The following is a 17,363-nucleotide window of genomic DNA, read 5'->3' on the forward strand; positions in this document are numbered from 1 at the left end:
TCTTAATTGATTATTTTTTAACTTCTGGAGTATTGTTTAAGAGACTTTGAATACCTGTAGCTTTAACAATTTCTACTTTAACATTTTCAGCTATTTCAACTTCTACTTTGTCGTTATCGATTAATCTTTCTACTCTTCCTGTTATACCACCTGAAGTGACTACTTTATCTCCTCTCTTTAAACCTTCAACCATTGCTTTATGCTCTTTAACTTTTTTTTGCTGTGGTCTGATTAAGAAAAAATAAAAAATAACAAAAATTAAAATTAGTGGTATAAATTGACCTATTCCTGAACCTTCCATAAATCTCCTTTAAATTATGGCATTCTTATACCATCTAACTCATTAAAACAACTTTAATTGTTAGAAATCAATTCCATATTGTTCATATAAGGTCTTAGAACTTTAGGAATTATAATAGAACCATCTTTTTGTTGATAGTTTTCCATAATTGCAATCAGAGTTCTTCCAACAGCTAAACCACTTCCATTCAACGTACCTGCAAAAACATTTTCCTTATTATTGTTTTTATATCTTGCCTTCATACGCTGTGCTTGAAACGTTGAACAAGACGAACATGATGATATTTCTCTATATTTATTTTCTGATGGCAACCATACCTCAATATCATAGGTCTTCTCTGCGCTAAAACCCATATCACCTGAACATAAAATTACTTTTCGATATGGTAACTCTAATTTATCTAGTATGTCGGTAGCACAATTTGTCATTCTCTCTAATTCTTCTAAACATTTTTCATTCTCTACAATGCTTACCATTTCAACTTTGTAAAATTGATGCTGCCTAATCATGCCCCTTGTATCCTTTCCATAACTTCCAGCTTCTTTTCTAAAACAAGGTGTTGAAGCAACAAATCTCATTGGTAAATTATTAAGATCAATCATTTTATCTTTAACAATATTGGTTAAAATCACCTCTGCTGTTGGTATCAAAAATTTTCTATCTGAACCTTCGTCAAATTTAATTTCAAACTGATCATTTTCAAACTTTGGCAACTGTCCAGTGCCGTACATAGTGCTTTCTGATGCCATTAATGGAGGTGATATTTCCTGATAACCATTTTGATGAATATGCGTATCAAGCATAAAATTTGATATTGCCCTTTCTAAAAGAGCCAATTTATCTTTTACAAATACAAATCTTGAACCAGTAGTTTTTGTAGCTAAATCAAAATCAAGCATATTTAGTTTTTCACCTAATTCGTAATGTGTTTTAGGTTTAAATTCTAAATTGGGTATCTCTCCTGATTTTAATATTTCTTTGTTATCATTTTCGTCTTTACCATTTGGAACATCTTCATGTGGTATATTGGGTATGCTAGACAGTATACTATCTAAATCAAACTTAATTTGTTTTTGATCCTCTACAATTTTTTCTAGTTCCTTGCTAATTTCTTTAGATTTCTTAAATAAGCTCTCATCTTTTGATTTAGAAATATCTTTTTTTTCTTTTTCTAAACTTTCTTTTTTTTGAATTAAATGTCTATTTTGTTCATCTAATTTTTGAATTTTTTCAAAATCTACTTCTAAGTTTCTTTTTTCAAGAGATTTTTGAAATTTGGAAAAATCTTTTCGTATTTCTTTAATGTTATGCATCTTCTTTTTGTAAATTTTTATTTTCTATAAATTTTACTGAAAATATTGATAATTCATACAGAATTAATAATGGTATTGCTAAACCTATTTGAGTTATTGGATCTGGTGGTGTTAACAATGCAGCTGCTGCAAATATAATAACAACTACATATTTTCTTCTCTCTTTTAAAAATTGACTATCAACTATTCCGATTCTTGCCAATAAACTTAAAACAACTGGTAACTGAAAACTGATACCAAAAGCAAAAATTAATTTCATAACTAGTGACAAATATTCATTAACTTTAGCCTCTAATTGGATTGGTAAATTTGTAGAAAGACCTGTGCTTTCAAATGAAAGAAAAAATTTAATCGCAAGTGGCATTATCAAATAATAAACCAGCATACCTCCTAAAAAAAATAATATTGGTGTTAATATAAGGTAAGGCAGAATTGCTATTTTTTCATGTTTGTACAATCCAGGTGCAATAAATTTCCAAATTTGCATCAAGATAAATGGACATGTAACAAAAAAAGCAGTGAAGAATGATACTTTAAGATATGTTAAAAAGGTCTCTTGCAAAGCTGTAAATATCAATCTTCTATCAGAGCCGTCTTCTTTTACAGCTCTTGCAAATGGATCAACAAGAAAACCATAGATATGTTCTGCGAATAAGTAACAAATTACAAAAAAGATAAATAAAAAGATAAAGCTATTTATTAACCTTTTTCTTAATTCTGTTAGGTGACTTACAAATCCACCTTCCTGATCTTCATTACTCATCTTTTTTAATTTCTTTTTTTATTTCGTTATCAATTTTTTCTTCGTCTATCTCTAGATTTGAAACTTCATTTTGAATATTATTAACGTACCTTTTTGCTGATCCAATCCAGGAGCCTGCTTTCTTTAACATCACTGGAAAATCCTTTGGTCCAAGAACTATTATTGCAATAGCAACAACAATTAAAATTTCAAACCAACCGATAGTAGGCATTTAAATTAATTTTTGTTATCCGAGTCTTTGTTATCGTCAGATATATTTTTTGGCTCTGTATCGTCAGTTACGTCTGACGCCATTCCTTTTTTGAAACTTTTAATACCTTTAGCTACATCACCCATTAAGCTTGAAATTTTTCCTCTTCCAAACAATAAAACAACTAATATAACTACAATAGCTATTTGCCAAATTCCTATACTCATAAAAAACTTATAACCTTTTTAAGGTTATTTTGAAAGTTACTTTTTTATTAATCTTTCTCTTCGGGTTCTAGAGTGCTGTTTAACATTTCATCTATATTGGAATAAATATCCTCTTTTTTCTCTTCTTGCTTTTCTTTGTAAAATTTTCCAGTTCCAAAAATAGCATTATCAACACTTGAACTATCAATTAAACCAGCAGCTCCTAATTCATCAATTGTTGGAAGATCAGATAATTTTTGTATGTTAAAATGACTTAAAAAATCATCAGTGGTTATGTACTGAATTGGTCTACCTGGAACATCTTTTCGACCACCTGGTTTTACCCAATTTAATTCCATTAATATCTCTAAAGTATTGGTACCAAAAGCAACTCCTCTTATCTCCTCTATCTCAGCTCTCGTAACTGGTTGATGATAAACAATTATAGCTAATGTTTCTACTGCAGCTCTAGATAGTTTCTTTTCAACAGTTTTTTCTTGGGACATCAAACTTGATAAATTTGGTGATGTTCTAAAAGACCACTTATCTTTTATGCAAATTAAATTAATTCCCCTGTTTGAATATTCTTGTTTTAATTTTTCTAAAGACTCTGGAACATTACCTTTTTTAGAAACTTTACTTTCTATTGTATCTACATCTAAAGGCTCAGCTGCAGCAAAAATAATTGCTTCTATTTCTTTATCTAAATCAGATAATTTTGATGGAAACTTTAAAACATTATCTTTTGAAGCTTTTGCTTTTTTAATCATTTATTTCCTTTATATATATTTCATCAAACAATTTATCTTGTTTGATTGATAAATTTCCTTCTTTAACTAATTCTAATGATCCAGCAAATATTCCAGCTTTGCCAGTTTTTTTGTATTTTGAACCACTTTTAAAATTACTTGGAATTAATTCATCCAATTTTTTCCACTCAAATAGTTTGCCAAAAAATTCTCTAATTGTTTTGATGCCATCTTCTGTTGTGAACACAGGTAGTTTTGGAATGTTCATTTTTTGAAAATCTTTAGTCATTATTATTGTTGAGTAAGCTTTCATTAGTTCAAATAAACTTAAGTTATATTCCGTGCTATAAATTGATCTAATATTTCCTTTCATACCTCTTGTTCTTATTTCTCTGCCTAATCTTTTTCTCTTAAGCATTTGTTCGGATAATAATCTAATTAATTCTAATTTTTTTAGTTGTAATTTTAACTTTTCTGCAACTTCTTGTACTTTAAATTCTTCTTCAGGAGTACCAGGTAAAAGTAATTTTGATTTTAAATAAGCTAACCACGTAGCCATTAAAAGATATTCAGAAGCAATTTCTAAATTTAAGTTTTTTTCATTAGTAATATACTCATGAAATTGATCTGCTAACTTAGTTATAGATATTTCTTCTAGATCAACTTTTTGAGCTTTTGCTAAATCTAAAAGTACATCTAATGGTCCATTATAATTATTTATATTTACATTAAATAATTCAGAATCAGTGGCAGACATGAAAAGATATTAACTTAAAATTTTATAAAATTGAGATGTTTTTTTAACAATAAAACTATTCACTTGAGGTGAATTTTCGGCAACTATCTTCATTTCTTTCATATTTCCATTACAATGAAGTGCTATATTGCAACCTGCGCTGAATAAATTAGTAGTATTAAGTTTTAAATCATCACTTAAACTTTTCATTGATAAATCATCTGAAATTAAAATATTCTTAAATCCTATATTTTTTCTAATAATATTAATTATTTTTTTAGAATGAGTAGCAGTGTTATTTTTATCAATTTTTGAATAAACAACATGACCTGTCATTGCAAACAAACATTTCTTCTTTTTGAATGTCCAAAAATCGTTTTTAAGAAGATATCCATATTTTTTATTAATAATCGGTGTTGAATAATGACTGTCGACTTTTGCTAAACCATGACCAGGTATATGCTTAATTACAGTTCCTATTGAGTTATTTTGAAATAATTCAATACAAATATCACCTAATTTAGAGACAATTTTTTTATTTTTTGAATAAGATCGATCACCAATTACTTTGCTTGCACCATTAACTCTAAGGTCTAAAACTGGAACAGTATTGATATTCACACCAATTAAATTCAATAAATAAGAGGTCTTATCTACAAATAACTTATAAACGATTTCAAATTTTTTTTTATCTTTACTAAACAAATCTCCAAAATATTCAGATGTCATATTATCAAAGGAAATTAAATTTTTTAGTCTGTTTACTCTTCCTCCTTCTTGATCAATCATAATTGGATATTTCTTATCCTTAAAAATTTTTCTAATGCTAGAGGTTAATTTTTTAACTTGATCAAAAGATGTAATATTTCTGGTAAATAGGATAATTCCCCAAGGTTTATATTTTTTTAGAAATAAAATTTCATTTTTAGATAACTTTGTTGATTTTAAACCAACTATAAAAGATTTTCTTTTACTTATCATTATCTAATAATTTCCAAAAATTAAATTTTTTCTTTTTCTTTTTGTTTGTTTGCTTAACATACTCAATTACATTTTGAGTATCATTCTCTAAAACTGGTAAATTTTTTGAGTATAATTTTATTTTCTCATCAATATTTTGATAAGATCTATATGATTTTTTTTTGTGTTCATCAGAAAAATAATATTTGCCTGTAAAAAAAATAAATAAAAGTATTACTAAAACAAATATTAAGTACTTTATTTCTTTAAGCATTACATTTGATTGGGTGTATCAACACCAACAATATCCATACCTGTTTTAATGACATTAGAAATAGCTTTCAAAAATATCAATTTATCTGGTGAGACTGTTTTTTGATCATTAATGAACCTTTTTTCTGGAAATTGTTTTCCTAAATTCCAATACGAGTGAAATTCCGATGCAAGATCGTATAAGTAAACAGGTATTCTATGTGGTTCTAATTTTGTGCTTGCAGAATCTATACATTTTGGCCACTCAGATAATTTTTTTAAAATTTTAATTTCATCATTAGAATATTCAAAATTGAAATCATTTAATTCAATTTTTGAATTTAAGTCTTTATCTATATGTCTAAATACAGATGAAATTCTAGCATAACAATATTGAACATAATATAATGGATTGTCTTTAGATTTTTCTTTGACTGCATCGAAATCAAAATCTAATTCAACATCACTACTTCTGTTAAGCATGATAAATCTTGTTGCATCTTTTCCAACTTCTTCAATCAAGTCATCAACCGTAATGTAATCCCCTTTTCTTTTAGACATTTTGAAAGGCTTGTTATCTTTAATTAATTTTACCAACTGACTAATTTTACAAATTAATGTATCTTTTTTTCCTGAGAGCGCTTCAACTGAGGAGGTAATCCGTTTTATATAACCTGCATGATCTGCTCCAAGAATATTGATTAAGTAATCAAAATTTCGATCAACTTTATTTTTATGGTAAGCAACGTCACTTGCAAAATAAGTCCATGTGCCATCAGATTTTTGAAGTGCACGATCTTTATCGTCACCAAATTCTGTTGATTTAAATAATAATTGCTCTCTTTCAACCCAATCTTTGTTATCTTCACCAGCTGGGGCTTTGATTTTTCCTTTATAAATAAAGTTATTTTTTTCTAAAAAATCTATTACACTTTCAACTTCATTGTTTAATACGATATTTTTTTCACTAACAAAATTATCATGTTTAATACCCAAGCTTTTAAGATTGTTTTTGATAAGCAGAAGTGCTTGCTCTATTGATAAGACTGTTAATTTATCTCTAATTTCATCAAAATTATCAAATTTAAGATCTGAATTATTTGAAATTATATTTTTTGCAAAATCAATTAGATAATCCCCAGGATACAAATCAGGATTATCCTCAGGAAATATTTCTTTAAAATGAACTTCTCTAATTCTAAAATATACTGATTTAGTAAAATTTATAATTTGGTTACCATAATCATTCACATAATATTCTTTTGTAACTTTGTGTTTATTAAAAATTAAAACATTAGAGATAACATCACCTAGAATAGCACCTCTACAATGTCCTACATGTAAAGGCCCTGTCGGGTTTGCTGAAACAAACTCTACTAAATAATTATTTTTTTTCTCTTTGTCATTTATTCCAAAACTATCTGCATTATCTGTAATATTTTTAATAAAATTTGACCAATAAGATGGTTTAAATTTAATATTAATAAATCCTGGTTTGGCTACAGATATTGATTCAATTTCGCTGTCATTATTTTTAATCTCGGGAGCAAGTTTTTCTGCGAGCTGTAATGGTGAAGTTTTATTGATTTTTGATAAAACCATCGCAACATTTGTTGAAATATCACAATCAAATTTTGGTGGAGGTATTTCTGCATTAATACCATTAAAATTCTCTGGAATTTCTAGTTTATTATTTTTATTCAAATCAACGATAACAGATTTAATTTTATCTAAATATAATTCAAAAATATTCATTTATTATCGTTATAAAGGTTAATAGCATATCTATCAGTCATACCAGATATAAAATCTGAAATAGCTCTATATTTGTCTTTAGTCAATTGATCTTTGGACAAAAATTTTCTTGGATTTGATTTAATTATTTTAAACAATTTCTTAATTATTAATTTACCTTTATGATTTTTTTTCAATACTGACTTGTTGTCGTACATTTTGTCTCTTAAGAAAGATTTAATTTCTTTTTCTGCATTCTTAATTTGGTTAGAAAAACAAACGATTAACTCATTAGATTTAGTTACATCTCTTGAGGATTTTATCTTAAGTTTTTGAATATTTTTTTGGGTATTGCTCAATAAATCTCTAACCATGAGATCAATTGAGTCTCTTATAATTTGATAAATTGCAATTTTATAATTTTTATTAGTAATTTTATTTTTATATTTTTTATGAATATTTTTAAAAAAATCTATTTCGATCAATTCCTCCATTTTAAAAAGATTAGCTTTTATTCCGTCTTGAATATCGTGATTGTTATATGCGATATCATCTGAAATTGCTGAAATTTGAGCTTCAAGAGAGGGAAATGAATTATATTTAATTTTACCTTTAAAGTTTTTCAGCCCTATTAGCTTGTTAACTAAACCAATATCCTCAACTGGTCCGTTATGTTTAAGAAGACCTTCTAACGTTTCTATAGTTAAATTTAATCCCTTAAATTTAAAATACTTATTTTCTAAAAACATAACTATTCTTAAAGTTTGAAGGTTGTGATCAAAACCACCATAATTCTCCATGCATTCATGTAAGGCATCTTCTCCAGCATGACCGAACGGCGTGTGGCCTAAATCATGTGCTAAACTTAAAGTTTCGGCTAAATCCTCATTTAATTTTAAATATTTAGCTATTGATCTTGCAATTTGAGCAACTTCTATTGAGTGAGTAATCCTTGTTCTAAAATGATCTCCCTCAGTATTAACAAATACTTGGGTTTTATGTTTTAACCTTCTAAATGATGCACTATGAATAATACGATCTCTATCTCTTTGAAAAGGAGATCGATATTTTGAGTTAGCTTCCTTAATTAGTCTGCCTTTACTTTTGTATACCCCTAACAAAGCGTCTTTTTTCATCCTTTAATTAAAATAATTAAGTATTATATTAGTAATATCAGTGTTGAGACATGATTAAAGAAATTAAATTTACAGATAATGCGTTAAAACAAATAGAAACTTTGTTAGCAAAAAAAGACAAAGGTTCATTTTTTAGAATCGCTATTAAAGGTGGTGGTTGTTCAGGATTTCAATACGAATTCACTTTTGATAAATCAAAACAAGACGACGATTTAAATTATCAAAATATTTTAATTGATAAAACTTCTGCAGATTTACTTAAAGGATCTGAGGTTGATTATGTTTCTGAGTTAATAGGTGAACAATTTAAAATATCTAATCCACAAACAAAATCCTCTTGTGGTTGTGGTGTTTCTTTCTCACTTTAATGCTGATTTCATCCTGGAATGTCAATTCTGTAAGAGCACGAATTGAAAATATTAAAAGTTATTTATTTAAATATAAACCAGATATTTTAATGATGCAGGAAATCAAAACTGAGGATATCAATTTTCCTTACGATGATTTTTCTTCAATGGATTATGAAAGCCACGTATTTGGTCAAAAAAGTTACAATGGTGTAGCAATTATTTCTAAAAATAAATTAAAAAATATTAAAACTGATTTAATTAAAGATAAATTAAAACAATCAAGAATAATTTCTGCTGAATTTGAACATAAGAAAAAAACTATTCAATTAATTAATATATACACTCCAAATGGAAATCCTGTTGATACCGAAAAATATGACTACAAAAAAAATTGGCTTGATCAATTAATCAAACAACTAAAAACTTTATCTAAAAAAAATTCAAATTTAATTTTAGCTGGTGATTTTAATATAATTCCATCAGCAGAAGATGTTTATAATGTAAAAAGTTTTGAGGATGACGCTTTATACAGGTTGGAAGTCAGAAAAAAATTTAGAGAGATGATAAATCTAGGTTTTAACGATGTTTATAGATATTTTTATGAAGAAAAAGAAGGATATACGTTTTGGGATTATATGAGAGGTGCCTGGCAAAAAAATAATGGCATGAGAATTGATCATTTTTTAGTTTCAAATTCATTAATTGATCAAATTAAGGATATAAACATCAACAAAGATCCTCGTGGGAGAGAAAAACCTTCTGACCACACTCCTATTGAAATTACTTTAGCTTAAAGATTTAATTTTATTGACTAACTCTTCGTTTATATTTCTTGGACCAGTGTCCAATCTATTTTTATGACGTCTTTCACCAGGTAATCTTACTTCGCCCATTGATTTCATCTTCTCAAAAAATTCTTCTGCATGTTTTTGCCAGTTAGTTCCTGAAGTTTTATTTGGACTTATTGCTAATATAAATTCACCACCACTTGGAGGACCACCATCATTATTATCTTTAGCAGCTGTTTCATAACTAAAATTATCACCAACTAAAGCACCCGCTAATAATTCAACCATCATTGCAATTGCAGAACCTTTGTAACCACCGAACGGTAATAATACTCCACCATCAGCAATTTCACCTGGATCAGTTGTTTCTTTTCCATCTTTAGTCAAACCAGTTCCAAGTGGAACTTTATGCCCTTCTCTTTTAGCAACTTGAACTTCCCCCATTGCCATCGATGCAGTTGCCATATCATAAACAACTGGAGTTTTTCCAGTTCTTGGCCAAGCAAATGAAATTGGGTTCGTTCCAAATAATGGTTTTATTGCTCCTGCTGGTGCAACAGCAGGCTTGTAAGACGTACATGCAAAAGCAACTAAACCATCTTCAGCTAACTTTTCTGTTTCAGGCCACATAGCAGCCATATGATGTGAATTGTTTATTGCTAATACGGCAACACCATTTTCTTTTGCAGCTTTAGCTAATTCAGGTAAACCTTTGTTTAAAACAACTGGTGCTAAACAATTATTTCCTTCAACTTTAATTACTGATGGAGATATTTTTTTTACTTGAGGTTTCCCTTTGCCATTTATCTTTCCACTTTTAAGACCGGTGACGTATGCTGGTAATCTAAATAGGCCGTGTGATACAGAACCATCTCTTTCAGCATTTCTGATTAAATCTGATAAAATTGAAGCTGTCTCATCATCACAACCATTTGCCAAAAGCGTTTTTTTGGCTAATTCAAATATTTCATCTAATGTTAATGGAACAGTGCTCATTATTTTGATTTACATTTTTTGCACAAACCAAAAAATTCTAAATTATATTTACTATATTTCATACCGGACTCATCTGAAAAATTAGATAAATATTTTGAAAGTTTTGAATTACTTATTTCAGATACATTTTCACAACTTTCACAAATTGAAAAAGCTGTCGCTTTGGAGATCTGACAGCTAGAATTTTGACAGGCTATAAAAGCATTTCTGCTTTCGATCTTATGAATTTTTCCAATTTCAACTAGTTTATCTAAAGCTCTATAAACTTGTAGTGGTGCTTTAATTCCTTTTTTTTGAACGTTAAAAAGAATTGAATAAGCTTTCATGGGCTCACCTGATTTATCAATTAAGTCAAAAATAATTTTTTGATTTTTTGAAAGATTATGTTCTTTTTGCATCTTCAAATTCTTATCAATAAGTTTTTAGTTTTTCAATTTAATCGATTGTTTAATATTAAGTAAAGACAATATAAATAATACTAAAGCGGCCATGATTATTGATGGCCCAGAAGACGTATTAAATTCTAGCGATGAAAATAGGCCTAACAATACCGACAACAATCCTCCAATTATTGAAAAAAACACCATCTTCTGAGGACTATCAGAAATATTTCTTGCCATAGCAGCTGGTATAATCAACATCCCTGTAATTAGTAATAACCCTACCATCTTAATTGATATAGCTATTACAGCAGCCATAAGGATTGTAAAAATAGCTTTTGCTCTATCAGGGTTTAGCCCCTCTGCTTCTGCTAACTCATAATTTACTGTAGATGCAAACAACGGTTTCCAAATCAGTTTAAGAACTAATAAAATAACTGCTCCACCAGTCCATATAATTAACAAATCATCAGTTGTTACTGCTAATATATCGCCAAATAAAAGTCCCATAATATCAAAACGGATAAAGGTTAAAAAACCAATTACTACTAGTCCTACTGCTAACGATGAGTGAGCTAATAGACCAAGCAAAGCATCACCTGGTAAATTAGTTTTCTTTTGTAACTGAATTAAAATCAATGCAATTAAAGATGATATAATAAATACTGAAAGAGCAATGTTTAATTCAAATGAATAAGCTAAAGTTACACCTAATAGAGCTGAGTGAGCTAATGTATCACCGAAATATGACAATCTTCTCCAAACAACAAAACAACCAAGAGGTCCAGTTACTAAAGCTATACCTAGACCTGCAATTAAAGCTCTTATAAAAAAATCATCAAACATATTAGTTTTTCTTTATTTCACCTTTATCTGAATGAACATGATCATGTTTATGTTCATATACAGAAAGAATTTGTGACGCTTGTTCACCAAATAAGGTTTTATATTCATTGTTTTTAGCAACATCCATTGGTGTACCTGAACAACAAACGTGACCATTTAAACAAACTACATGATCAGTTGCAGTCATGACTGTATGTAAATCGTGAGAAATTAATAAAATTCCACAGTTTAGAGAATCAGAAATTCTTTTTATTAATTCATACAAAGCAATCTCACCAGTGTAATCAACTCCTTGGACTGGTTCATCAAGAACCAATAGTTCTGGTTTTTTTGAAATAGCTCTTGCGATTAAAACTCTTTGAAATTCACCACCAGACAAATTTCCTAAATTTTTATTCTTAAGATGAATAACACCTGTTAACGTAAGCGCCTCATCAATTGCCTCCTCTTTAATATTTTCTGTTAGAAGCATAAAATCGTAAACTCTTAACGGTAAAGTCCAATCAATAGATATTTTTTGAGGAACATATCCGACTTTATTTGTATATTTCTCAACACTTCCTTCTATATTTTTGTAAATTCCTAATGCAATTTTTGCGGTAGTACTTTTTCCTGAGCCATTAGGACCAATGAGGGTAACGATTTTACCTTTTTCAACAGTTAATGAAACACCTTCCACTAACCATTTATCATTTTGTTTAAAACCAGCATTATTTAATTTTACTAATGTACTATTTTCTGAGCTCATATATTGCTTGACTTGTATATGTTATATTATTACATAACGTTATATTATAACAACCAATTAAATTACTTATTATGAAAAATATTAAAAAAATACCACTAATATTCTCAATATTATCAATTCTAACATTCTTTACACCAGCAAACGCTGAAATAAAAGTAGTTGCTTCTATTAAACCAATTCATTCATTAGCCAGTTACTTAATGGATGGTATTGCTAAACCTGATTTAATAGTTGATGGATATGCATCTCCACACGGATTTGCAATGAAACCTTCACATGCAAAAATGCTTCAAAATGCTGACCTAATATTCTGGGTAGGTGAAGATTTAGAGAGTTTTTTAGAAAAACCATTGAGTTCAATTGCAAAGAAAGCAGAAAAAATTGAATTAATGGAAGCTAAAGGTTTGCAAGTATTAAAATTTAGAGAAAGAAATATTTTTGACGAACATGATCATGACAATCACGGACATGATGATGACCACGGTAAAAAAGAAGATGATCATGACCACGATCACGACGATCATGGTAAAAAGGAAGACGATCATGACGATCACGGACATGATGATGACCACGGTAAAAAAGAAGATGATCATGACCACGATCACGACGATCATGGTAAAAAGGAAGACGATCATGAAGACCACGGACATAATGATCATGATGGACATGCTCATGGTGAATTTGATCCACACATTTGGTTGGATCCAATTAATGCAAAAGCTATGTTAAATGAAATGGCAGAACATTTAATTGAAAATGATTCAAAAAATGAAGCTAAATACAAAAGTAATTTAGCTAAAGCTTTACAAGAAATCGATAAACTTACAATTGACGTAATGACAGACTTAAGTAACAGTGTTTCTTCAATTGTATTTCATGATGCTTATCAATATTTTGAGGAAAGATTTAACATTAAAGTATTAGGTGCATTTACTGTTAATACAGATGTAATGCCTGGAGCAGAACAATTAGCTGAAATTAGAGAAATTATCGAGCATGATAAAGTAGCTTGTGTGTTCTCAGAGCCTCAATTTAATCCTGATATTATCAATGCAGTTGCAAAAGATATGAAGATTAAAACTGGTGTTCTGGATCCTCTAGGTGCAACATTAGATCCAGGTAAAGATCTATATTTCAATTTAATTAGAAATATGTCTGCATCTTTCAAAGGTTGTTAATTAAAAATTAGGTTTAATCTGGGAATTTTTTTAAATTCTCGGATTAAAATATAACATTCACTGATATTTTTATAATACAATAAGCATTGTAATTTTTTCTAAGAGGATTTATTTTCTTTATAATTTGATTTTATGAAGGATTTAAATTTATTTAAAAAAAATGGCTTTCTTGTTAAAGAAAATTTAATTTCTCAAACAAAGATAAACAAAATAAATAAAATTGTTAATGAAGTAATTTCAAAAGAGAAAAAGAAAAAAAATGGTAATGGTGCAAATGGAACTCAATCCTATAATAATTACCATTTTGTTTACAATTCAGACTCATCAAGGAATAAAGAAATATTAAGACTAAATAACCCTCAGAATAGGCATAAAATCTTCTATGAATTATCTAGAGATAAAAAGATTATATCCATAGCTAAAAAATTGTTAGGTGGAACAGTTAGATTTCATCTTGGTAAATTAAACTTTAAACTTCCAAATAAGAAAAAAGGAAGTGAAATTGGATGGCACCAAGATTGGGCTTTTTACCCTCATACTAACGATGATTTAATCACAGTTGGTATATATTTAGATGATTGCTATGAGAAAAATGGGCCTCTTAAAATAATAAAAAATTCACACAAAAAGAAATTATACAGCCACCACAGCAAAGATAATTATTTTGTTGGAAAAATAGATACTAAAAAAAATAAAATAGGAACTAAAGATAGTGTTTCTATAACTGGAGCTGCTGGAACAGTTGTTTTTTTTCATTGTAGATCAGTTCATGGGTCTGGACATAATCTTATGAATAACTCAAGACCCTTAATTTTATTTGGTTATAGAGCTTGTGATGCTTGGCCATTAATCAATGATGGAAACCCTCATCCTGAAGTCAATTTAGAAAATTATGATAAAAATATTATTGTAGGGAATAAATCAATAAAACCAAGATTAACTAAAGTTCCAACAATAATCCCACTACCTAAAAAGAAACACTACGTTTCAATCTATGAACTCCAAAAAAATTAAATTACATTAAAGTTCTTTGTAATAAATCTTTAACATAACATTCATATAAATTTTGAATGTTATTTTTAAAAAAATATCTTAAATGGATAAGTACATTTTTAGTATTAACTGGTATTTTACTTACAAATCTTAATATTTATCCACTGAATATATATTTTCATGGAATTGGTGTTGTTGGATGGACAATTTCAGGGTTTTTATTAAAGGATAAGGCTATCTTAACTAATTTTGGATTACAAATTCCACTATTTGTAATTGGTATTTATAAAATTATTTTTTAATGAAAAATATATTATTTGTATGCACTGGTAATTCTGCAAGAAGTATTATAGCTGAGAGTATTGTAAATTACGAATACTCAAACAAATTTAAAGCTTTTAGTGCTGGAAGTAATCCTTCTGGAAAAATCAATGAAGATGTAAAAAATTTTTTAGAGAAAAACAAAAATTACGATCTAAGCAATTATAGTTCTAAAAACTTTGAAGAATTTATAAATAATGAAATAAAAATGGACCACGTATTTACCGTATGCAATAACGCAAATAATGAGATGTGCCCTATCTGGCCTCAAAAGGAACAAATAACACATTGGGATATAGAAGATCCTGTATCTAAACTTCAAAATGCAAATAATGAAGAAAAACAAATAATTATTAGAAGCACATTTAATATTATTAGTAGTAAAATTAAAGATTGGGTAAATGGAAAATAAAAATAGATATTTTCTTTCAGAATTTATTGGAAGTTGTTTTCTAGTAATGATCATAGTTGGATCAGGCTTAATGGCAGAAAATCTGACTAACGATATAGCTGTAATGCTAATAGCCAATACTATAGCAACAGGTGCCGGTTTATTTGTATTAATTACAGTATTTGCTGATGTATCTGGTGCTCATTTTAATCCATTTGTTAGTATTGCAATGACATTTACTGGAAAATTAAAAAAAAGATTACTTCCCTTTTATATTTCTGCTCAAATCTTAGGGTGTATGTTGGGGGTTGCTTTAGCTAACTTCTTTTTTGAACATCAAATATTTGAGCTATCGACAAAATCAAGAGATGGCGTTTATATATTTGTATCAGAAATAGTAGCTACTTTAGGTCTTATAATGATAATTTTTGGTTCAATGAAATCAGGTAAAATTTCTGTAGCTGCTTCAGTTGGTTTATATATTACAGCTGGTTACTGGTTTACTTCATCAACATCATTTGCAAATCCTGCAGTTGCAATAGCTAGAACTTTTACAGAATCATTTACCGGTATAAATTATTTAAATACACCATTTTATATAATGGCTGAATTGATTGGAATGATAATAGCTGTTTATCTAGTAAAAAAAGTTTTTTTAAATAAGTGAATAACCAGAAGATCTTACAGTTCTAATTAATTCTTTTTTATTTTTTAAATTAACAGATTGTCTTAATCTTCTGATATGGACATCAATAGTTCTGCTTTCAACATTCACATTATTTGGCCAAACATTTTCTAAAATTTGATCTCTTGAATAAACTCTCTTAGGATTAGTTAAAAAAAATTCCAACAATCTAAATTCTGTTGGTCCAAGCTTAATTTCTTGTTGATCTCTAAACACTCTTTTTTCAATTCTATCTAAGGTTAGATCTTCATACTCTAAACTGTCAGATACTATATTTGGATTAGATCGTCTTAACACAGCCTTCATTCTTGCCATTAATTCATTAAAGCTGAATGGTTTGGTTAAATAGTCGTCTACACCACTATCTAGACCTTTTATTTTGTCTTCCTCTTCACCTTTAGCGGTTAGCATAATCACTGGTAAACTTTTAAAAATATTATCTTTTCTTATACTTTTACAGATTTCTACCCCTGAAAGATCAGGTAACATCCAATCTAATAATAGTAGATCAGGTTGAAATTTTTTTAATTCTTTTAAACCATCATTGCCATTTAATGATGATGATACAATAAAACCGTTTTTTTCTAGATTATGTTGAACTAATTGAATTATTGAAGGTTCGTCTTCAATAATAAATATCTTACCATTCATTTTTATTGTTGAATAACTTTTCCTTTAGGTCTGCTACCTTTTAAGTATTCACCTTTAATTAAAAAACAAATTGTTTCTGCTATATTAGTTATATGATCTCCAGCTCTTTCAAGATTTTTTGTTGCAAAAATCAAATGAGTTGAAAAATCTAAATTCTTTTTATCTTTTGAGAGAAAATCAATAACACTTTCCATTGCTATATAGGTCAAATCATCAACTTGTTCATCTTTTTCCCATACCTCTTTAGCTTTGTCATAATTTTTATTTACATAACTATCTAGTACATCATTTAATTGTTTAATTACTAAATCTCCTAATCTCTTTAAATTTCCCAATAACTCCTCAGGTAAATCTAATGGTAATGGTTTGACTTTTTTTGCGTTACTTTTAGATAGATCACCTATTCTTTCCAAGTCTTGAGATATTTTTAAAGAACTGATTGTTTCTCTTAAATCAATAGCCATAGGTGCTCTTTTGACTAGTAATGTCATAATCTGAGTATCTATTTTGGATCTGAATTTATTTATTTCTTCATCACTTTTAATAATTTTATCAATTGAGTCTTTATCAACTTTGATTACAGCATCCATAGAGTCAACCATTTGAGACTCGGTTAAACTTCCCATTTTAATTACTGAATCAATTAAGTATCTTAATTCTTCTTCGTATGATTTTACTGTGTGCTCATTACTCATA

General features: G+C 28.4%; 24 protein-coding genes. 7 read left to right on the top strand and 17 right to left on the bottom strand.

The window, feature by feature from the left end; translation table 11 throughout:
- Positions 1–10 precede the first annotated feature (10 nt).
- From yajC to ACTTBM_RS04125, 11 genes are read right to left on the bottom strand one after another with little or no spacing between them, the layout of a single operon-like run.
- Entirely contained in the window at positions 11–301 is a 291-nt protein-coding gene (gene yajC, locus ACTTBM_RS04075; protein WP_262589219.1) for a preprotein translocase subunit YajC, read from the bottom strand.
- 53 nt (positions 302–354) lie between these two features.
- Entirely contained in the window at positions 355–1,614 is a 1,260-nt protein-coding gene (serS, locus tag ACTTBM_RS04080) for a serine--tRNA ligase (RefSeq protein WP_440634828.1), read from the bottom strand.
- Complete coding sequence (gene tatC / locus ACTTBM_RS04085; protein ID WP_440614387.1) at positions 1,607–2,377, bottom strand: twin-arginine translocase subunit TatC; 771 nt, start codon at positions 2,375–2,377, stop codon at positions 1,607–1,609. The genes serS and tatC overlap by 8 nt, the downstream gene beginning before the upstream one ends.
- On the bottom strand, positions 2,370–2,588 hold the full coding sequence (tatB, locus tag ACTTBM_RS04090) for a Sec-independent protein translocase protein TatB (protein ID WP_262589222.1): 219 nt from the start codon (positions 2,586–2,588) through the stop codon (positions 2,370–2,372). The genes tatC and tatB overlap by 8 nt, the downstream gene beginning before the upstream one ends.
- 5 nt (positions 2,589–2,593) lie before the next feature.
- Positions 2,594–2,794 (bottom strand): twin-arginine translocase TatA/TatE family subunit, encoded by a 201-nt coding sequence (gene tatA / locus ACTTBM_RS04095; RefSeq protein ID WP_262589223.1) that lies wholly within the window; start codon positions 2,792–2,794, stop codon positions 2,594–2,596.
- 47 nt (positions 2,795–2,841) lie between these two features.
- The gene (scpB, locus tag ACTTBM_RS04100; protein WP_440634829.1) at positions 2,842–3,543 is read right to left on the bottom strand and encodes an SMC-Scp complex subunit ScpB; all 702 of its coding nucleotides are present in this window, start codon (positions 3,541–3,543) and stop codon (positions 2,842–2,844) included.
- Positions 3,536–4,279, bottom strand: a complete 744-nt coding sequence (locus ACTTBM_RS04105; protein ID WP_440634830.1) for a segregation and condensation protein A — start codon at positions 4,277–4,279, stop codon at positions 3,536–3,538. The genes scpB and ACTTBM_RS04105 overlap by 8 nt, the downstream gene beginning before the upstream one ends.
- A gap of 9 nt (positions 4,280–4,288) precedes the next feature.
- Positions 4,289–5,239, bottom strand: coding sequence for a glycoside hydrolase family 3 N-terminal domain-containing protein (locus ACTTBM_RS04110; RefSeq protein WP_440634831.1), 951 nt, complete (start codon positions 5,237–5,239; stop codon positions 4,289–4,291).
- The gene (locus ACTTBM_RS04115) at positions 5,229–5,492 is read right to left on the bottom strand and encodes a hypothetical protein (protein ID WP_440634832.1); all 264 of its coding nucleotides are present in this window, start codon (positions 5,490–5,492) and stop codon (positions 5,229–5,231) included. Before ACTTBM_RS04115 ends, ACTTBM_RS04110 begins: the two co-directional genes overlap by 11 nt.
- Positions 5,492–7,225 carry an arginine--tRNA ligase gene (gene argS, locus ACTTBM_RS04120; RefSeq protein ID WP_440634833.1) on the bottom strand — a complete coding sequence of 578 codons (1,734 nt, stop codon included), beginning with the start codon at positions 7,223–7,225 and terminating at the stop codon, positions 5,492–5,494. The genes ACTTBM_RS04115 and argS overlap by 1 nt, the downstream gene beginning before the upstream one ends.
- Positions 7,222–8,340, bottom strand: coding sequence for a deoxyguanosinetriphosphate triphosphohydrolase (locus ACTTBM_RS04125; protein WP_440634834.1), 1,119 nt, complete (start codon positions 8,338–8,340; stop codon positions 7,222–7,224). Before ACTTBM_RS04125 ends, argS begins: the two co-directional genes overlap by 4 nt.
- Before the next feature lie 50 nt (positions 8,341–8,390).
- Here ACTTBM_RS04125 and ACTTBM_RS04130 point away from each other — a divergent pair, with 50 nt between their 5' ends.
- The gene (locus tag ACTTBM_RS04130; RefSeq protein ID WP_440614393.1) at positions 8,391–8,708 is read left to right on the top strand and encodes a HesB/IscA family protein; all 318 of its coding nucleotides are present in this window, start codon (positions 8,391–8,393) and stop codon (positions 8,706–8,708) included.
- The gene (gene xth / locus ACTTBM_RS04135) at positions 8,708–9,484 is read left to right on the top strand and encodes an exodeoxyribonuclease III (RefSeq protein WP_440634835.1); all 777 of its coding nucleotides are present in this window, start codon (positions 8,708–8,710) and stop codon (positions 9,482–9,484) included. The genes ACTTBM_RS04130 and xth overlap by 1 nt, the downstream gene beginning before the upstream one ends.
- On the opposite strand, the gene ACTTBM_RS04140 is transcribed toward xth, so the two are convergent.
- The 4 genes from ACTTBM_RS04140 to ACTTBM_RS04155 are packed head-to-tail and all read right to left on the bottom strand — an operon-like array spanning position 9,476 to position 12,448.
- Positions 9,476–10,474: an Ldh family oxidoreductase gene (locus ACTTBM_RS04140; RefSeq protein WP_440634836.1), complete on the bottom strand. Its 999-nt coding sequence runs from the start codon at positions 10,472–10,474 to the stop codon at positions 9,476–9,478. The two genes, xth and ACTTBM_RS04140, sit on opposite strands and share 9 nt — an antisense overlap.
- The gene (locus ACTTBM_RS04145; RefSeq protein WP_440634837.1) at positions 10,474–10,872 is read right to left on the bottom strand and encodes a Fur family transcriptional regulator; all 399 of its coding nucleotides are present in this window, start codon (positions 10,870–10,872) and stop codon (positions 10,474–10,476) included. Before ACTTBM_RS04145 ends, ACTTBM_RS04140 begins: the two co-directional genes overlap by 1 nt.
- Before the next feature lie 24 nt (positions 10,873–10,896).
- Complete coding sequence (locus ACTTBM_RS04150; protein WP_440634838.1) at positions 10,897–11,700, bottom strand: metal ABC transporter permease; 804 nt, start codon at positions 11,698–11,700, stop codon at positions 10,897–10,899.
- A 1-nt stretch (position 11,701) separates the two neighbouring features.
- The gene (locus ACTTBM_RS04155; protein ID WP_440634839.1) at positions 11,702–12,448 is read right to left on the bottom strand and encodes an ATP-binding cassette domain-containing protein; all 747 of its coding nucleotides are present in this window, start codon (positions 12,446–12,448) and stop codon (positions 11,702–11,704) included.
- A gap of 71 nt (positions 12,449–12,519) precedes the next feature.
- On the opposite strand from ACTTBM_RS04155, the gene ACTTBM_RS04160 reads away from it, so the two are divergent.
- The 5 genes from ACTTBM_RS04160 (at position 12,520) to ACTTBM_RS04180 (ending at position 15,998) form a co-directional block, all read left to right on the top strand.
- A complete protein-coding gene (locus tag ACTTBM_RS04160) occupies positions 12,520–13,626 on the top strand; it encodes a zinc ABC transporter substrate-binding protein (RefSeq protein WP_440634840.1) in 1,107 nt (368 codons plus the stop codon).
- Positions 13,627–13,758: 132 nt separating this feature from the next.
- Positions 13,759–14,640, top strand: a complete 882-nt coding sequence (locus tag ACTTBM_RS04165) for a phytanoyl-CoA dioxygenase family protein (RefSeq protein ID WP_262589237.1) — start codon at positions 13,759–13,761, stop codon at positions 14,638–14,640.
- 56 nt (positions 14,641–14,696) lie between these two features.
- A complete protein-coding gene (locus ACTTBM_RS04170) occupies positions 14,697–14,921 on the top strand; it encodes a DUF6552 family protein (protein WP_440634841.1) in 225 nt (74 codons plus the stop codon).
- On the top strand, positions 14,921–15,352 hold the full coding sequence (locus tag ACTTBM_RS04175; RefSeq protein ID WP_440634842.1) for an arsenate reductase ArsC: 432 nt from the start codon (positions 14,921–14,923) through the stop codon (positions 15,350–15,352). The genes ACTTBM_RS04170 and ACTTBM_RS04175 overlap by 1 nt, the downstream gene beginning before the upstream one ends.
- Positions 15,342–15,998, top strand: coding sequence for an MIP/aquaporin family protein (locus ACTTBM_RS04180; protein ID WP_440634843.1), 657 nt, complete (start codon positions 15,342–15,344; stop codon positions 15,996–15,998). Before ACTTBM_RS04175 ends, ACTTBM_RS04180 begins: the two co-directional genes overlap by 11 nt.
- Here the strand turns inward: ACTTBM_RS04180 and phoB are convergent.
- Together phoB and phoU are read right to left on the bottom strand one after the other, a co-directional pair.
- Positions 15,987–16,667 (bottom strand): phosphate regulon transcriptional regulator PhoB, encoded by a 681-nt coding sequence (gene phoB, locus ACTTBM_RS04185; protein ID WP_440634844.1) that lies wholly within the window; start codon positions 16,665–16,667, stop codon positions 15,987–15,989. The genes ACTTBM_RS04180 and phoB overlap by 12 nt on opposite strands.
- Positions 16,668–16,669: 2 nt before the next feature.
- Positions 16,670–17,362, bottom strand: coding sequence for a phosphate signaling complex protein PhoU (gene phoU / locus ACTTBM_RS04190; protein ID WP_262589241.1), 693 nt, complete (start codon positions 17,360–17,362; stop codon positions 16,670–16,672).
- Between the last annotated feature and the right edge of the window lies 1 nt (position 17,363).

Source organism: Candidatus Pelagibacter sp. HIMB1746 (genome assembly GCF_052047555.1).
GTDB lineage: Bacteria > Pseudomonadota > Alphaproteobacteria > Pelagibacterales > Pelagibacteraceae > Pelagibacter.

Bases quoted from the DNA above. Each gene is read 5' to 3' on its own strand.
- ACTTBM_RS04175 (WP_440634842.1), top strand. From the start codon at position 14,921: ATGAAAAATATATTATTTGTATGCACTGGTAATTCTGCAAGAAGTATT.
- xth (WP_440634835.1), top strand. From the start codon at position 8,708: ATGCTGATTTCATCCTGGAATGTCAATTCTGTAAGAGCACGAATTGAA.
- ACTTBM_RS04125 (WP_440634834.1), bottom strand. From the start codon at position 8,340: ATGAAAAAAGACGCTTTGTTAGGGGTATACAAAAGTAAAGGCAGACTA.
- serS (WP_440634828.1), bottom strand. From the start codon at position 1,614: ATGCATAACATTAAAGAAATACGAAAAGATTTTTCCAAATTTCAAAAA.
- ACTTBM_RS04140 (WP_440634836.1), bottom strand. From the start codon at position 10,474: ATGAGCACTGTTCCATTAACATTAGATGAAATATTTGAATTAGCCAAA.
- scpB (WP_440634829.1), bottom strand. From the start codon at position 3,543: ATGATTAAAAAAGCAAAAGCTTCAAAAGATAATGTTTTAAAGTTTCCA.
- ACTTBM_RS04180 (WP_440634843.1), top strand. From the start codon at position 15,342: ATGGAAAATAAAAATAGATATTTTCTTTCAGAATTTATTGGAAGTTGT.
- tatA (WP_262589223.1), bottom strand. From the start codon at position 2,794: ATGAGTATAGGAATTTGGCAAATAGCTATTGTAGTTATATTAGTTGTT.
- tatC (WP_440614387.1), bottom strand. From the start codon at position 2,377: ATGAGTAATGAAGATCAGGAAGGTGGATTTGTAAGTCACCTAACAGAA.
- ACTTBM_RS04130 (WP_440614393.1), top strand. From the start codon at position 8,391: ATGATTAAAGAAATTAAATTTACAGATAATGCGTTAAAACAAATAGAA.
- ACTTBM_RS04170 (WP_440634841.1), top strand. From the start codon at position 14,697: ATGTTATTTTTAAAAAAATATCTTAAATGGATAAGTACATTTTTAGTA.
- tatB (WP_262589222.1), bottom strand. From the start codon at position 2,588: ATGCCTACTATCGGTTGGTTTGAAATTTTAATTGTTGTTGCTATTGCA.
- ACTTBM_RS04155 (WP_440634839.1), bottom strand. From the start codon at position 12,448: ATGAGCTCAGAAAATAGTACATTAGTAAAATTAAATAATGCTGGTTTT.
- ACTTBM_RS04105 (WP_440634830.1), bottom strand. From the start codon at position 4,279: ATGTCTGCCACTGATTCTGAATTATTTAATGTAAATATAAATAATTAT.
- phoU (WP_262589241.1), bottom strand. From the start codon at position 17,362: ATGAGTAATGAGCACACAGTAAAATCATACGAAGAAGAATTAAGATAC.
- yajC (WP_262589219.1), bottom strand. From the start codon at position 301: ATGGAAGGTTCAGGAATAGGTCAATTTATACCACTAATTTTAATTTTT.
- ACTTBM_RS04165 (WP_262589237.1), top strand. From the start codon at position 13,759: ATGAAGGATTTAAATTTATTTAAAAAAAATGGCTTTCTTGTTAAAGAA.
- ACTTBM_RS04160 (WP_440634840.1), top strand. From the start codon at position 12,520: ATGAAAAATATTAAAAAAATACCACTAATATTCTCAATATTATCAATT.
- argS (WP_440634833.1), bottom strand. From the start codon at position 7,225: ATGAATATTTTTGAATTATATTTAGATAAAATTAAATCTGTTATCGTT.
- phoB (WP_440634844.1), bottom strand. From the start codon at position 16,667: ATGAATGGTAAGATATTTATTATTGAAGACGAACCTTCAATAATTCAA.
- ACTTBM_RS04150 (WP_440634838.1), bottom strand. From the start codon at position 11,700: ATGTTTGATGATTTTTTTATAAGAGCTTTAATTGCAGGTCTAGGTATA.
- ACTTBM_RS04115 (WP_440634832.1), bottom strand. From the start codon at position 5,492: ATGCTTAAAGAAATAAAGTACTTAATATTTGTTTTAGTAATACTTTTA.
- ACTTBM_RS04110 (WP_440634831.1), bottom strand. From the start codon at position 5,239: ATGATAAGTAAAAGAAAATCTTTTATAGTTGGTTTAAAATCAACAAAG.
- ACTTBM_RS04145 (WP_440634837.1), bottom strand. From the start codon at position 10,872: ATGCAAAAAGAACATAATCTTTCAAAAAATCAAAAAATTATTTTTGAC.